The organism is Roseobacter sp. MED193 (assembly GCF_000152965.1).
Taxonomy (GTDB): Bacteria; Pseudomonadota; Alphaproteobacteria; order Rhodobacterales; family Rhodobacteraceae; genus Pseudophaeobacter.
On sequence record NZ_CH902583.1, the window covers coordinates 22,241 to 37,649 of the forward strand.

Sequence of the window (15,409 nt, forward strand, 5' to 3'; positions counted from 1 at the left end):
TGGCCTGCCACGCCGCCCAAGTTTAGGTCTTGGCTGACCGGGTTTCAAAGACCTTTTGTGCGAGGTTGAGTGTTTCCGTTTCTAGCGCCTGCAAACCATCAGTGGCTGCTGTGCCATCGCGCTGGTCGATGGCCTCGACAATTTGAGAGTGCAGAGCGACGATGCGAGCACGGTCACGTGCGGAAAAGGTGATCATATTCATCAGGGGTTGCATGGCCTCGACCGCGCCTGCCAGTTGATATGACAGTACCGGATTCGCCGCCGCATCAACGAGGGCGCGATGAAAGGTAACGTCTGAGGCGCAGAAGGCCTCATCCGAGAGATCGGGCTGGCCTTGTCGGAAGATTTCGGATCGCATGGTGGCCAGCTGGTCCGCATTGCGCCGCAGGACTGACAGGGGGGCACAGGCACGTTCCAGCGCATAGCGCGCCTCGCAGGCGGTTTGAAAACTAACTTCATTCATGCTCAGCAGCAGGGTCGATGTTGTCACCTGTTGGGCATAGGCGTCTTCAAAGCTCAAACGATTGACAAAGGCACCACCTGTTGCCCCCCGCTGCGTGCGGATCAAAGACTGTGCTGCCAAGCGTTTCAGCGCCTCTCGCACGGTGGGGCGAGAGACTTGGAATTGATCGGCGAGTTCGGATTCTGATGGAAGTCTTTGATCAACAATCAAGTCGCCATTGATGATCGCCGCTTTGATGGACTGGGCGATTTGCACCGACAGATCGGCTGAACTTGTTGGATCAATTTTCATTTCGGGTCCATGTACTCTGATCTGTCGTTTTTATTTGTCTGACATTTAAAAGTCTGACATTTAAGTGCTCAGGAGTGAGTCGGTTCTATTACTACTTGGAGGCAGCCCTGAAGGCCACTGATCTGTCGCAACCTGATCTGAGGAAGATCGAGGGCCAGAGGGGGGTATGTAGCCATTTGGGCGACCGGCATAAGCAAGACCAGACCAATCAGACCAAAGGGCGAGATTCGCGCTGACAGACCTGAATAATGAGCGTTTCCAGTAGCTAGGAGGAAGAGCTATGGCATTTATTTCCCCATCGCGGCGTTTGCGTAGAACACCTTTTTCAGAAGGGGTCGAAGCTGCCCAGGTTAAGGCCTACACTGTCTACAATCATATGCTGTTGCCGACGGTGTTTGAAAGCCCTGAAGCGGACTACCATCACCTAAAAAAGCATGTGCAGATCTGGGATGTCTCCTGTGAGCGTCAGGTGGAACTGCGGGGGCCCGATGCAGGCCGCCTGATGCAGATGCTGACACCGCGCGATCTGCGCGGGATGCTGCCGGGGCAGTGCTATTACGTTCCCATTGTTGACGAAACAGGTGGCATGCTGAATGACCCGGTTGCAGTAAAACTGGCAGAGGATCGTTGGTGGATCTCGATTGCGGACAGTGATCTGCTCTATTGGGTCAAGGGCATTGCAAATGGTTGGCGATTGGATGTCCTGGTTGATGAGCCGGACGTCTCGCCGCTGGCGATCCAGGGGCCAAAATCCGAAGAGCTTTTGGTGCGGGTCTTTGGCGAGAGTATTCGCTCTATTCGCTTCTTCCGGTTTGGCACCTTTCAGTTTCAGGGGCGGGACCTGGTGATCGCGCGCTCAGGATATTCCAAGCAGGGCGGGTTTGAGATCTATGTCGAAGACAGTGAGATCGGCATGCCGTTGTGGAACAAGCTGTTTGAGGCAGGCCAGGATTTGGAGGTGCGCGCAGGCTGCCCGAACTTGATTGAGCGCATTGAGGGTGGATTGCTGAGCTACGGCAATGATATGACCGATGACAATACGCCACATGAATGCGGGCTCGGTCGGTTTTGCGACACCCATACCGCTATCGGCTGCATCGGGCGAGATGCTCTGTTGCGGGTGGCCAAAGAAGGCCCCGTGCAACAAATCAGAGCCATTTCGATTGCGGGGGAGCCTGTGCCTGCCTGTACAGAGTTCTGGCCGCTTTATGCGGGTGGTAAGCGTGTGGGGCGGGTGTCTTCGGCTGCTTGGTCTCCGGATTTTCGCACCAATGTCGCCATTGGCATGGTGCGGATGACCCATTGGGATGCGGGTGCCAAACTGGAAGTTGAAACCCCAGATGGTATGCGTCAGGCGACAGTGCGCGAAAAATTCTGGATTTGATATCCTTATAAATGAATTAGGAGGACTGAAATGTTCAATGCAGTGGTTATGAACAAGGATGAAGACAGCGGTTTGGCCACGGCCTCGGTCGAGCAGATCGGACTTGATCAGCTGCCGGAAGGCAATGTCACCGTTGCGGTGGAATATTCCACGGTAAACTACAAGGATGGTCTGTGCCTCAGTCCCAAGGGCGGTGGATTGGTGCGCAAGTACCCCCATGTTCCTGGAATTGATTTTGCCGGCACCGTCGAAGACAGCGCGGATGATCGCTATCAGCCTGGCGATAAGGTGGTTCTGACCGGCTGGCGCGTGGGAGAGGCCCATTGGGGAGGCTATACCCAGAAAGCCCGGGTCAATGCGGATTGGCTGGTGCCTTTGCCGTCCGGCCTTGATAGTCGGCAGGCCATGGCGGTAGGCACCGCTGGGTTGACGGCGATGTTGTCGGTGATGGCGCTGGAGGATCACGGCCTTAAGCCGGGACAGGGGCCGGTTTTGGTCACTGGTGCTGCGGGCGGCGTTGGCTCGGTGGCGACGGCTATCTTGGCCAATCTGGGTTATGAAGTGGCGGGTGTGACAGGGCGCCCGGAAACCGAGGCCTATCTGCGCGAACTGGGGGCGACGCAGATCGTTGCGCGCGAGGATTTGAACGAAACGGTCAAACGGCCGCTAGAGAGCGAGACCTGGGCCGGCTGTGTTGACGCGGTTGGCGGTGAAATGCTGGCGCGGGTTCTGGGGCAGATGAAATATGGGGCTTCGGTTGCGGCTGTTGGCCTGGCGGGGGGCGCTGGCCTACCAGCCACCGTCATTCCCTTCCTGTTGCGTGGGGTCAATCTGCTGGGTATCGATTCCGTCATGCAGCCCTATGACAACCGGCTACGTGCTTGGCAGCGGCTGGCGGCTGATTTGCCGATGGAGAAATTGGAAGCGATGGTGACACCGGCTGTTCTATCTGACTTGCCCCAGTTGGGGGCCGACATCCTGAAAGGTCAGGTCAAAGGGCGCGTGGTGGTGGATGTGAATGCCTGAGCAGGTTCCGACCTGCCCATTCTTCATGTAGCCTCGCGCAACTGACTATTGTCGCCTCCGGGCCTCTGGTCCGGGGGCGGTGTTGTTGTCCAGACTGACATGCTTGGGCACTGATAGTGCCTAACGTTTTGTCCCCGGGGGCTTCCTTTCATGCATTATCGTGGCCAGGCTTGACCTCTTGCCCTTGGGACGGCATCCATTGCTACGAGTATGACTTGCGAACAGGACTGCGACACAGGGCCTGAACGTGAGACTGGGAAGCGAGATTGGGAATGGGTATGGCGCTGGATATTGATTTTGTACGCAGGCAGTTTCCTGCCTTTCAGGAACCTAGCCTGCAGGGGCAGGCGTTTTTTGAGAACGCGGGCGGCTCTTATACCTGTGGCCAGGTGATCGACCGGCTGACACGCTATTACACCCAGCGCAAAGTCCAGCCCTATGCCCCCTATGAGGCCTCGCGGCTTGCGGGTGCAGAAATGGACGAAGCGCGCCAGCGGATCGCGGCCCTAATGGGGGTGGAGAGCGATGAGCTGAGCTTTGGTCCCTCCACTACGCAAAATACCTATGTTTTGGCCCAGGCCTTTCGCCAGTTCCTGCAGCCGGGAGAGGCAATCATTGTGACCAATCAGGACCATGAGGCTAACACCGGCCCCTGGCGTCGATTGGCGGATGAAGGGATCGAGGTGCGTGAGTGGGAAATCGATCCGCAGACCGGCCATCTTGACCCAATCCGGCTGGAGGCTCTGTTGGACGATAAGGTGCGCCTGGTCTGTTTCCCCCATTGCTCCAATGTGGTCGGAGAGATCAACCCGGTCACAGAGATCACCGCGCTGTCCCATGCCGCTGGGGCCTTTGTCTGCGTTGATGGGGTCTCTTATGCGCCGCACGGGCTCCCAAATGTTGGCGACCTTGGGCCTGATATCTACCTGTTTTCTGCCTATAAAACCTTTGGTCCCCATCAGGGGGTCATGGTGATGCGACGTGAACTTGGGGCGCTGTTGCCCAATCAGGGGCATTTTTTCAACGCCGACTGCCTATACAAACGCTTTACCCCTGCAGGACCGGATCATGCGCAGGTTGCCGCGAGCGCGGGCATGGCTGACTACTTCGATGCGCTTTGTGATCATCATTCTGGCCCAAGTGAGGGCGCGACTGCGCGGGGAGCATTTGTCCATGATCTGATGCGTGCCCATGAGGTTGAGCTGCTTCAACCCCTGCTGGATGCCGTCAAGGAGCGCAATGACCTGCGCCTCTTGGGCCCAAGCGAGGCGGCGCGTCGGGCGCCTACTGTGGCCCTGGCCTTGAACCGTCCCGCACTTGAGGTGGCGGCGGAGCTGGCCAATTTCGGGATCATGGCGGGAGGCGGCGATTTCTATGCAGGTCGCGCGCTCAAGGCCATGGGTGTTGACCCGGATCAGGGCGTGTTGCGGGTCAGTTTTACCCATTACACCTGCAAAGGCGAGGTGGACAAATTAATCAATGCCCTCGATCAGGTCTTGTAGTTAACTCTGATAGACAGAGCGCGCAGGGCAGACCTTACCCTGATTTCCAGCCCAAGTCCCGAAGGAATTGTATGTAAATGCCCACCGCAGCCCGACTGATTGCCGCTATTGCCCTTGGTCTGCTGGCCATTGTTATCTCTGTTCAGGTCGTGCCCCTGATGCCCGAAGGTACTGATTTTGGGTATTTCTTTCATATTAATGTCGCGCTTGGCCTGTTGACAGGCTGGATATTTATGGGACGGCGCGTTGGCTATGGGGTGGTGCCGGCCATTAACAACGGATTGACAGGTGCCGCGGTGATGGTGCTGTGGGCGCTGTTCATTCAGGGCGCCTGGGAGATGTTTGATCGAGCCATGCGCAACCGCTATGGGGGGCCTTTTGAGGCCCTTTTGGCGATCTTCACGCTGTCCTTGGAATACTTTTTTGTAATTGCGGTGCCCTCGGTCCTGTTGCCCTTGGTCATTGGCGGTTGCTTGGCGGGCCTCTTGGCTGAAAATGTTCACAGGCGCTGGCCGTAAATTATACTTAACAATGGGTTAAAGAGCGTGATTGATCTATTTTTCTACGGGACACTTCGCTATGTTCCGTTGTTGGAGCGTGTTTTGGGGCGTGGCGGAGCAGGGCTTGACACCACTGTTGCGAGCCTGCCGGACCATGCCGTTTACGCGGTGAAAGACCAGATCTTTCCGATGATTGTAGAAGCGGAGGGAGAAACCGCGATCGGGCTGTTGGTGCGCGGATTGAGCGCGCAAGACCTGGCTGCGCTGGATTTCTATGAAGGGGGCTTTGACTATGTCCTGAAGCCGATCACGGTATCGCTTGCCGAGGGCGCGACCGCTGCGGCGCAGGTCTATTTCCCGACACCGGGGCAGTGGCAGGCCAGTGCGCCCTGGGACCTTGAGGCTTGGATTGCCGAGTCAGGGGCTTTGACATTGCGCGCAGCAGAGGAGGTAATGGCGTATCAGGGCCGAGTTACACCCGAGCAGATGCGGCAGTCGTTTCCCTCGATCCGGCGCCGGGCCTCTGCCTGGTTGATGGCCCAGTCGAGGCCAGAGGATCCGGCGCATGATCTGTCGCGCGACGTAGAAGTTGAGACCCATAAGCGGGCCTATGTGAATTTCTTTGCGATGGAAGAAATGGATCTCAAGTTCCGCCGCTATGATGGCAGCATGAGCCCGGTGATAAACCGAGGCGTGGCCCTGGTGGGGCGGGCTTCGGTGGTGTTACCCTATGATCCGTTGCGCGATCAGGTGCTCTTGGTCGAGCAGTTTCGGGCCGCCACCTATATTGCGGGCGAAACGCGTCCTTGGATGTGGGAACCGGTGGCCGGGCTGATTGACCCGGGCGAAACGCCCCAGCAGGCGGCCTGTCGCGAAGCAATGGAGGAAGCCGGTGTGACGGTTTCACAGTTGGAAGAGGTTACCCAAGCCTATCCCTCTAGTGGGTCGTCGGGTGAATTTATATATATTTATGTTGGCCTTACGGACCTTTCCGATATCAGAGGAGGCGGCGGGGTCGCGGGTGAAAACGAAGATCTGCGCAGTGAAATAATCAGTTTTGACGCTCTGATGGCAGGCGTCGACAGCCATCGCTATCAGGATATACCTTTGATCACGGCGGCGCTCTGGCTGGCTCGTCATCGGGATCGGTTGCGCGCCCAGGCCGGCTAACCTCTGCTTCCCATCTTGTAGAGCTCAGTTGCCTTGGTTACATCTTAGGAGAATATTCGAAAGGGATACCATGCGCATTGCACGCGATCTGGCCGACGCCATTGGCCACACTCCTCTGATCCGTCTGAACCGCGTAAGCGATGAGACCGGATGTGAAATTCTGGGCAAGGCGGAGTTCATGAACCCCGGGCAATCGGTCAAGGACCGTGCTGCGCTCTATATTATCAAAGATGCCATCGCACGCGGTGATCTGAAACCGGGTGGGACCATTGTCGAGGGAACCGCTGGCAATACCGGTATCGGGTTGGCTCTGGTTGGTGCCTCGATGGGGTTCAAGACCGTGATCGTGATCCCGGAAACCCAATCCGAGGAAAAGAAGGATATGCTGCGCCTTGCTGGGGCGCAATTGGTGCAGGTGCCTGCAGCGCCTTATCGAAATCCGAACAATTTTGTCCGCTACTCTGAACGTTTGGCCAATGAACTTGCCAAAACCGAACCAAATGGTGCGATCTGGGCCAATCAGTTCGATAATGTTGCCAACCGCCAGGCCCACGTAGAAACCACCGGTCCTGAGATCTGGGAACAGACAGATGGCAAGGTCGATGGCTTTACCTGTGCGGTTGGCTCCGGCGGTACCCTGGCTGGGGTTGCCGAGGTCTTGCAGCCCAAGGGGGTCAAGGTTGCTCTGGCGGATCCCATGGGGGCTGGACTTTATTCCTATTACACCACCGGCGAGATCGCCATGGAGGGTGGCTCGATCGCTGAAGGGATCGGCCAAGTGCGGATCACCAAGAACCTGGAAGGGCTGAAACCCGATTTCAATTACCAGATTACCGACACTGAGGCGCTGCCCTATGTCTTTGATCTGCTGCACGAAGAGGGGCTGGTTCTCGGGGGATCCTCTGCGATCAACATCGCCGGGGCTGTGCGCTTGGCCAAGGAAATGGGGCCGGGCAAGACCATTGTGACAATCCTGTGCGATTATGGGACGCGCTATCAGTCAAAACTGTTCAATCCAGACTTCCTGCGCGAAAAAGACCTTCCAGTGCCAGATTGGATGACCCATGCCCCTGCCTCTATCCCCGGGGTGTTTGAGGACGTATGAGCCGGGTTCTTGGGCAGAATGCACAAGCGAACAAGGGGGCCACAGATCTGTGGCCTCACGCGCTTAGCTGGCGTCTGATCTGTGCTCTTGCCCTTTGGCTTTGTCTTGCGGTGTTGGGGAGCGTGGCGCTCTCTGGCAGCGCCTGGGCGCAGGAGAGAACCCAGCAGCAGATCTATCTGGAAGACTGGCAAAACACGGCGTTGCGGGCAGAGAGGGCCATTGACAGCAGTCGTGCTTCGACAGCCGCCTTTGAGCAGCTGCGCAAGGAACTGGCTGAGTTCCGCCAGCAGTTCCAGGCTGAAAGAAGTAAAAACACACAACGAATACAGACGCTGAATAAGCAGATAGAGGCGCTCGGGGCTGCCCCTGCCGATGGGGAGAGTGAGCCCGAAGATATCGCGATTCTGCGCAGCCAGCTTACCCTTCAGCTCAACCAATTGAACGTCCCGCGCATTGTCGCAGAGCAGGCCTTTAGCCGCGCGGATGGGTTGGTTTCCGAAGTTGATACTATCATTCGCGAACGCCGAACGCGATATCTGTTGGAGCGCGGCCCATCGCCTCTCAATCCCGAACTCTGGCCCGCTGCCTTTGAGACGTTGTTTCGGGCGGGACGTACCCTGTGGTTGGAAACCAGAACAAAGATCGGCAGTGATACCACGATCGAGAAGATTTGGGGCGGGATGCCGGACCTTCTCGCTCTCGTTTTGCTTGGCAGTTTTTTGCTGTTCTGGGGGCGTTCCTGGGCACGCAGATTGGGCGAACACCTGCGGGGACTTGGCGCCCGTGGGACTGGCCTCTGGACCTTTGTTGTTTCCCTCTTGCAGGTGGCCCTACCGTTCTTGGGCATTATGCTGCTGGCAACAGCGCTGGAGCTGGCTGGGGTTCTGGGGGTGCGTGCCACCCTAATGCTGGAGCACCTTCCAGCCTGGGCCTTTATTCTGCTTTCATTTCATTGGCTTGGGGATCAGCTGTTCAAAACCTCCAGAGAGGTTAATCTACTCCCCCTGGCCGTTGTACGCCGGGGCGAAGCCCGCCTAATGATTGATCTTCTGGCCGTTACACTGGTGCTGCAGGATCTCTTGATCCAACTGTATCTGCTCGAAAACACCGGCCAGGACACGCAGGCCGTGCTGAGTTTCCCCTTGATCCTCGTGGCGGCATTGGTTCTGTACCGGCTCCATAAAATCGGGGGGGCGCGCAGCCGTGCGCCCCAAGAAGAGCGCGACCCAGAGCAAGAGACCCGGATATCGGCTGGGGCGAGCCGGGTCTTCGAGGTCGTTCGGCGCGGCGCGTTTTTCCTGGGTGTTGTTGCGCCGGTTTTGGCGGCGATAGGCTACATCAATGCCGCCGAAGCGTTGATCTACCCGGCAATCCAGACCCTACTGCTCTTGGCGGCGCTCTTTGTGCTGCAACGTTTCGCTGGGGATCTGTACGGCTTTGCCTCACGCCAAGGGGAGGCCGCGCGGGACTCGCTTGTCTTAGTGGCCATCGGTTTTACCCTGTCCTTGCTATCCCTGCCAGTTCTTGCCTTGATCTGGGGGGCGCGGGTGGCAGATCTGACCGAGATCTGGTCGCGGTTTTTGCTGGGTTTTCAGATTGGCGACACGCAGATCTCTCCGGTTGCCTTCTTAAGCTTTGTTGTGGTCTTCGCCATTGGCTACGGGGTGACCCGTGTCGTGCAAAGCAGTCTGCGGACCTCATTGCTGCCGAAGACAAATATTGATCCAGGTGGGCAGAATGCGATCGTTTCAGGGCTCGGATATGTCGGGGTGTTTCTGGCCGCTTTGGTCGCCATTTCTATGGCTGGCCTGGATCTCTCATCCCTTGCGATTGTCGCGGGAGCGCTCTCAGTGGGGATCGGTTTTGGGCTGCAAACCATCGTATCCAACTTTGTTTCTGGCATTATCTTGCTGGTTGAGCGCCCCATTTCCAAGGGAGATTGGATCGAAGTGGGCGGCCTTATGGGCTATGTGCGTGACATCTCTGTACGCTCCACCCGGATAGAGACCTTTGATCGCAGCGATGTCATTGTACCCAATTCGGATCTGATCACCGGAACCGTCACCAACTACACCCGTGGCAATACGGTGGGTCGGGTGATTGTCCCGGTTGGGGTGGCCTATGGCACCGATCCCCGCCGAGTGGAGGCAATTCTGAAGGAGATTGCCCAGTCCCATCCTATGGTTCTGCTGAATCCGGCGCCCAGCGTGATTTTCCAAGGGTTTGGGGCGGACAGTCTCGATTTTGAGATCCGCGCAATACTGAGAGATGTGAATTGGGTGCTGGCGGTCAAATCGGATCTCAATTTTGAAATCGCAAAGCGGTTTGCTGCGGAGGATATCGAAATTCCCTTTGCCCAGCGGGATCTCTGGATTCGAAACCCGGAGGCGCTTGTGGCGGGACGTGCTCAAGAGCCCGAGCCGGGCCAAGATCGCGAGGCTCGCGGTTCAGAAGGGGGGGCAGCAGGCCCGGATTTGGATGATCTGCAGGCCAGCGAAGCGGATGGAGAGCCCGACATCGACCGCTAAGCGGTTTTGTCCTTTCATCAGGAGAAACCGCTATGACGCCAGTCAGAGGGTCTATGGCCAGAGAGAGGGCTGGCCGGTGATCGATGTTAGCGGCCTGAAAACAGGTTTTAGGCTATGGGAAAAGGCCCAAGATGGTCCTGCATCTGTTTGATTGAAAAAGGTTTTGAAAAAGGTGTGATTTTTGTCAGAACGGGACTTGCAATTCCTTTTCTGATCGGTCAAAAGTCCGCCCAACGGAGAGGTGGCCGAGTGGTCGAAGGCGCACGCCTGGAAAGTGTGTAGGCGGGAGACCGTCTCCAGGGTTCGAATCCCTGTCTCTCCGCCACAAACCATTCGCGAACCCGAGACGACGCCCCAGTGTGGGCCTTTTTTCTTTTTGTTTCAAAGGGGTTTAGCGCGTCCATCCGACTTTCGGAGACTGACCGCTCGTCCAAAATTGGTCTCCGAACGCCCCGCGTCTCTTTTCAACCGCCCTTCACCCAAATCGAGACGGATTAAAAAGTGTATTTCTTTTCAGATACTTGGCGGAAATAGGTTGCGCCGCAGTTGAAGGGGGCTCGACTGCTATCAATGCGAACAGAGACACCCGAAGGCGGCGTGGTTGTGCGCGTTGGTGCGAAATCTTGATGGGATCAGGACCCGATCGCCATGCTAGGCGCGATTGGCGGATTGACGCCCGAGTATCGAGGAGCCGACATTCGCTGCGGCCTGAACGAACGACTGGGCTGCGGACTTTGCCGACATTGATGTTTAGCCATGTTGCTGGCGCAGCATTCATTCGCTCTTGCAGCACAGCCATCGCTGCGTTGCGGCCCAAGCCGCCAGAGCGGACATTCAGAATGCGTCAAGCGCCAGGAGTCTGCTACACTGCTGCATGACCGAGGTGAGCCCATCGTTCCAAGTGCTGAACCTTGCGCGAGCAACCTCTAAGCGTCGCCTTTTCCAGCTATGCAAGCGCCATCGGAGCTGAGATCTATCGCCGTAAGCTCTTGACACAATGACAGCGCAACTTCAGCGACGGCATTAATCAACTCCTTTTGAATTGGTCGGATGCGTTAGGTGCCTGTGACGTAGAACTCCAGAATGTCTGGCGCGACACCCACGCCGTTGACCGGCGTGACATCTTGAGGGCAAGCCGACATCACGGCGATGACGTCCATATCGGCGCGAAAGGCCATTTGATCACCCGGCTTTGACACTGGCGGCGCGAAACTGGTGCTTCCGTCAGCCTTCACAGGTACGTTCATCCAAAGATTGAAAGGGGCGGGAATAGCAGGCGCTTTGAGGCCGATGGCCATCAGCGCCTGTCGAAGATTATCAGCACAATTATCGTGATATACCGTGCAGCCCAATTGCTGGTACCGGGCATGATCGCAGCACGCAATGATCGTGTCGTGCACACCAACCGATGTGTCTTCCATGATTGTCATCAATGGGCGACGCAGGTTGGAGGTCACACCGTCACCTACTTTAGGGAAGATCGAGCCTAACGCGGTGTGCAAATGCTCCATCGAAGAATACTCGCCCACATCATCTGCTGCAAATACCCAGAAATCGCACACTTGATGGCCGCTGGGGTTTATTACTGCCAGCTGCTGCCCTGCGCGGACACGCACCGCCACACCGCATCGCGCGTCGATCGTGTAGGTGTGGTTCATTTTAGGTGTACCGTCAGCGGAAATAGCAATCTCAAGACTGCGGTTCGTACCATCAGGACTAGAGGGGTCGAACGATGCCATTGGCAGGGGCTTTCATGGATTATGTATAGACACTTGCATTGCGTCGGCGAGGGACCATGCACAAAGGAGCATAGACAACTCTCAGCACATTGGAATGAACCAAACGCGCACCTTCACTAAGACGTTCTGGCGATCAGCCCCCTTGCGTGGTCCAGTTTGATATTCCTTGGTTTGCAGGACCGCCGGCGGTCTCTTAGCAATTCACTTTCTTCATTTCCAAATCATATGAACGAATAAGCACAATAAATTTTCTAAATCCCACTGCCAATGGTAGCGTCCCAGCAACAACCGAGATTGAGAATTGAGATGGATCGAAACGACTTTAAACAGAATTTTGGCGCAACTGGTCCAGTTATCCTTCCTGTAATTCATGTCCTTGACAGCGAACAGGCAGAGCAAAACATCAAAACAGCGGTTGCTGGCGGTTGCTCGGGCGTTTTTCTGATCAACCATGACTTCGAGAAGGAGAAGCTGGTCCCAATCATCAAGGAGATGCGGCAGGCGTTCCCCGATATCTGGCTTGGCGTAAATTTCCTCGCCGTGACCGGCAAATACGCCTTCCCCATTCTCGGGGAACTGCAAAAAAATGGGTGCAAGGTCGATGGCTACTGGGCCGACGACGCACGTATGGATGAACGCCGCGCGGAGCATGATCAGCCCGAAGCAGATGAGATCGACGCAATCCGCGACTCCAGCGGTTGGACCGGGCTCTATATCGGCGGCACCGCGTTCAAAAAGCAGCGAGACGTCGATCCAGCACAGTATGGCAAAAGCGCGCGCATCGCGACGAATTACATGGACGTCGTTGTAACCTCCGGCGTGGCGACCGGTCATGCAGCCGACGTGAGCAAGATCGACACATTCCGCGAGCATTGCGGCGACACTGCGCTTGGCCTTGCATCCGGCATCACACCTGAAAACGCAGCACAATACGCAGATGCGGTAGACCTTTTCATGGTCGCGACCGGCATCAACCATGACGGCGATTTCTACAATATCGATCCTGAGCGCCTGAAGCGGCTCATGGACCTCACACAGACATAAGGGAGAGAAAAGATGGCTCAAGACAAAGGACCCAGATACGATCGTTGGTACTTTTCGCTGATGGCACCGAACACCAAAGGCGACAAGTTTGCATGGCTCGATCCGACTTCGATCTACATCAATGGCAAAGCGTATCATGATTTGCTTGACGACCTTGTTGCCGATCTAGATGCCGATGAGATTGACGTCATCGCTGGCCTCGATGCGATGGGCTTCGTCTTAGCGGCGGGCATTGCGGCCCGTATCGGAAAAGGATTTCTGCCCATTCGCAAACCCGGAAAGCTCTGCGTGGACACAGACAGCGCGTCTATGACCAACTACTCGGGTCAAACCCAGTCGATGGAAATGCGCCTGCCGGCCTTTGCACCGGGAACGCGGGTGTTGTTGGTGGATCAGTGGGTCGAAACGGGCGGCACGATGCATGGTGCTGTCCAGCTGGTTGAGCAGCAAAAGGGCACGGTTGCAGGCATGGTGGCGATTGTCATGGAAGAGAATGACAACACAAAGTCCTACCGGGAAAAATACAAGGTCGTCACCGCGATCCAGCCCGGCACCGAATGGCAGCGTCAGGCAAACGCGCAATATCTTGAAAGCTTCAAGACTTACAAACCCGAGATGGCGTTCCCAATTTAGGGGACTTCTCTGGCGCACATCATCACACACTCACTCACGAGGGGCTCGACAGATGAAATTGATCTGTGGAAATAGTAACCGTCCGCTTGCCGAAGCGATTGCCGCGCATATGCGTGTCCCTCTGGCAGAGTGCAATGTGCGCCGGTTTGCTGATGAAGAAGTCTTTGTTGAAATACAGGAAAACGTGCGGGGAGATGATGTCTATGTCATTCAATCCACCTCCTATCCCGCCAACGACAACCTGATGGAACTGCTGGTGCTTATCGACGCGCTGCGCCGATCCTCCGCCGGGCGCATCACCGCTGTGATCCCTTATTTTGGCTACGCACGACAGGATCGCAAATCAGCACCCAGAACGCCGATCACAGCGAAGCTGGTTGCGAATATGATAACTCAGGCGGGTGCACATCGGGTTCTGACAATGGATCTGCACGCAGGGCAAATTCAGGGATTTTTCGACATCCCTACGGACAATCTTTATGCGGTGCCGGAAATCGTCCGGGATATCGAAAAGCAGAAGGACCGAGACAATGTGATGGTCGTCTCACCAGACGTGGGGGGCGTAGTGCGCGCCCGCGCCTTGGCGAAACGTCTCTCGACTGGCCTGGCAATCGTGGACAAGCGCCGCGACAAGCCCGGCTCGTCTGAGGTGATGAACATCATCGGGGACGTTTCAGGCAAGTCATGTATGTTGGTCGACGACATCATCGACTCTGGCGGTACACTTTGTAGTGCTGCAACGGCCCTTTTGGAAAGCGGAGCCGCAGAGGTTTCTGCCTATATCACCCATGGTGTTTTATCCGGCAAAGCAGTCGACAGGATCAACGCTTCTGATCTATCGTCCTTGGTTATCACCGACACAATTGGCGCAACCGACGCGGTCACTGCATCATCGAAAATCCGCGAGATTTCAATTTCGCCGATGTTCGCCAAGGCCATCACGCGTATCGCCAATGGAGAGTCTGTCAGCGTGTTGTTCGAATAGAGGGTGACCAAGCGGATTACATAAAGCAAATTTATCGTTGCCCGCGCCTAATTTTTAGCACTAATGTTTTTGTATGGGCGCGGTCAACCTTTCAACAGAGCTCCTGAGAGCCTTCATCACCGTGATTGAAGTGGCAAGCTTCACGCGCGCGGCCGAGATACTCGGCCGGACACAACCGGCGATCAGCCTTCAAGTGAAGCGCTTGGAAGAAGCTGTTGGCTATCCGCTTATTGCGCGGAAAGGCAAAGAGATCTCGCTGACGGAACGGGGTGAGGCCCTGGCAATACATGCGCGTCAGATCCTCCGCCTGAACGATCTGGCGATGGCAGAATTTGAGCAACGTGATCCTGCTGCAAGATTGCGGGTCGGGTTGCCTGTGGACTATGCAGTAAACACCCTGCAAGCCTGCCTGACAGATGTCGTCCGACAATTCCCGGATACACAGATCGAAATTCGATGTGACCTTTCAAAGCATCTGCTGATGGCAATGCGCAGCAACGAAATCGACATCGCCGTGGCGCTGTTTGACGGTGACGACCAACAGTTTTTGTTCCGCAACTGGAAGGAACAACCAACATGGGTTGGTGCCAACGCATTCGAAATCCCGGAAAACACCGATATCCCTCTCGTCGCTCATCCCTATGGCTGTGTTTACCGCGATCGCATGGCCACTGCTTTGAAGTTGGCAGGAAAGAGTTGGCGCATAGCCTACTCCAGCCCCGGCATTGGCGGCGTTCAACGTGCGGTCCAGGATGGCCTTGGCCTTTCTTGCCTCACCGCTCCGACGGTCCAAAGCGGTATGCGCACGTTCTCTGAACAAGACGGCCTGCCGGTTCTCGCCCCTTTGCACATCGGGCTTTTCGCACGACAGGCTCAGTTGGGCGCAGGCGGATACGCTGCCATGGATGCCATGATCAACACCTTGGAGCAGCGTTCTTCGAGTGCCGTTGATGCATAACCGCTCATTATATGAGCATATCAACGATAAATTTCCCAAAAGTCCTGTTTTACCATACCTTTTAAAAAAAAATCGGACTGA

13 protein-coding genes and 1 tRNA gene are annotated in these 15,409 nt (G+C 56.2%); 12 read left to right on the plus strand and 2 right to left on the minus strand.

What is annotated here, in order from left to right:
* Positions 1 to 22: 22 nt before the first annotated feature.
* A complete protein-coding gene (locus tag MED193_RS02675) occupies positions 23 to 754 on the minus strand; it encodes a FadR/GntR family transcriptional regulator (protein ID WP_009808094.1) in 732 nt (243 codons plus the stop codon).
* A gap of 280 nt (positions 755 to 1,034) precedes the next feature.
* Between MED193_RS02675 and MED193_RS02680 the strand changes: the two genes are divergently transcribed.
* The 8 genes from MED193_RS02680 to MED193_RS02715 all read left to right on the plus strand — a co-directional run bounded on the left by MED193_RS02680 (position 1,035) and on the right by MED193_RS02715 (position 10,294).
* The gene (locus MED193_RS02680; protein WP_009808095.1) at positions 1,035 to 2,138 is read left to right on the plus strand and encodes a dimethylsulfoniopropionate demethylase; all 1,104 of its coding nucleotides are present in this window, start codon (positions 1,035 to 1,037) and stop codon (positions 2,136 to 2,138) included.
* Between the two features lie 30 nt (positions 2,139 to 2,168).
* A complete protein-coding gene (gene acuI / locus MED193_RS02685; RefSeq protein WP_009808096.1) occupies positions 2,169 to 3,164 on the plus strand; it encodes an acryloyl-CoA reductase in 996 nt (331 codons plus the stop codon).
* Between the two features lie 278 nt (positions 3,165 to 3,442).
* Positions 3,443 to 4,666: an aminotransferase class V-fold PLP-dependent enzyme gene (locus tag MED193_RS02690; RefSeq protein WP_198133846.1), complete on the plus strand. Its 1,224-nt coding sequence runs from the start codon at positions 3,443 to 3,445 to the stop codon at positions 4,664 to 4,666.
* A gap of 77 nt (positions 4,667 to 4,743) precedes the next feature.
* On the plus strand, positions 4,744 to 5,184 hold the full coding sequence (locus tag MED193_RS02695; RefSeq protein WP_009808098.1) for a TrgA family protein: 441 nt from the start codon (positions 4,744 to 4,746) through the stop codon (positions 5,182 to 5,184).
* Positions 5,185 to 5,211: 27 nt separating this feature from the next.
* The gene (locus MED193_RS02700) at positions 5,212 to 6,336 is read left to right on the plus strand and encodes an NUDIX domain-containing protein (protein WP_009808099.1); all 1,125 of its coding nucleotides are present in this window, start codon (positions 5,212 to 5,214) and stop codon (positions 6,334 to 6,336) included.
* Between the two features lie 70 nt (positions 6,337 to 6,406).
* Positions 6,407 to 7,441 carry a cysteine synthase A gene (locus MED193_RS02705; protein WP_009808100.1) on the plus strand — a complete coding sequence of 345 codons (1,035 nt, stop codon included), beginning with the start codon at positions 6,407 to 6,409 and terminating at the stop codon, positions 7,439 to 7,441.
* Positions 7,438 to 9,969: a DUF3772 domain-containing protein gene (locus tag MED193_RS02710; protein ID WP_009808101.1), complete on the plus strand. Its 2,532-nt coding sequence runs from the start codon at positions 7,438 to 7,440 to the stop codon at positions 9,967 to 9,969. Before MED193_RS02705 ends, MED193_RS02710 begins: the two co-directional genes overlap by 4 nt.
* A 235-nt stretch (positions 9,970 to 10,204) precedes the next feature.
* Positions 10,205 to 10,294: transfer RNA gene (locus MED193_RS02715), tRNA-Ser, on the plus strand.
* 730 nt (positions 10,295 to 11,024) lie between these two features.
* Here MED193_RS02715 and MED193_RS02720 read toward each other — a convergent pair.
* A complete protein-coding gene (locus MED193_RS02720) occupies positions 11,025 to 11,708 on the minus strand; it encodes a DUF1989 domain-containing protein (protein ID WP_039965787.1) in 684 nt (227 codons plus the stop codon).
* A gap of 306 nt (positions 11,709 to 12,014) precedes the next feature.
* On the opposite strand from MED193_RS02720, the gene MED193_RS02725 reads away from it, so the two are divergent.
* The 4 genes from MED193_RS02725 (at position 12,015) to MED193_RS02740 (ending at position 15,328) form a co-directional block, all read left to right on the plus strand.
* A complete protein-coding gene (locus tag MED193_RS02725; RefSeq protein WP_009808104.1) occupies positions 12,015 to 12,752 on the plus strand; it encodes a BtpA/SgcQ family protein in 738 nt (245 codons plus the stop codon).
* A 12-nt stretch (positions 12,753 to 12,764) separates the two neighbouring features.
* The gene (locus MED193_RS02730; protein WP_009808105.1) at positions 12,765 to 13,385 is read left to right on the plus strand and encodes a phosphoribosyltransferase family protein; all 621 of its coding nucleotides are present in this window, start codon (positions 12,765 to 12,767) and stop codon (positions 13,383 to 13,385) included.
* Between the two features lie 52 nt (positions 13,386 to 13,437).
* Entirely contained in the window at positions 13,438 to 14,370 is a 933-nt protein-coding gene (locus tag MED193_RS02735) for a ribose-phosphate pyrophosphokinase (RefSeq protein ID WP_009808106.1), read from the plus strand.
* 73 nt (positions 14,371 to 14,443) lie between these two features.
* The gene (locus MED193_RS02740; protein ID WP_009808107.1) at positions 14,444 to 15,328 is read left to right on the plus strand and encodes a LysR family transcriptional regulator; all 885 of its coding nucleotides are present in this window, start codon (positions 14,444 to 14,446) and stop codon (positions 15,326 to 15,328) included.
* Positions 15,329 to 15,409 lie beyond the last annotated feature (81 nt).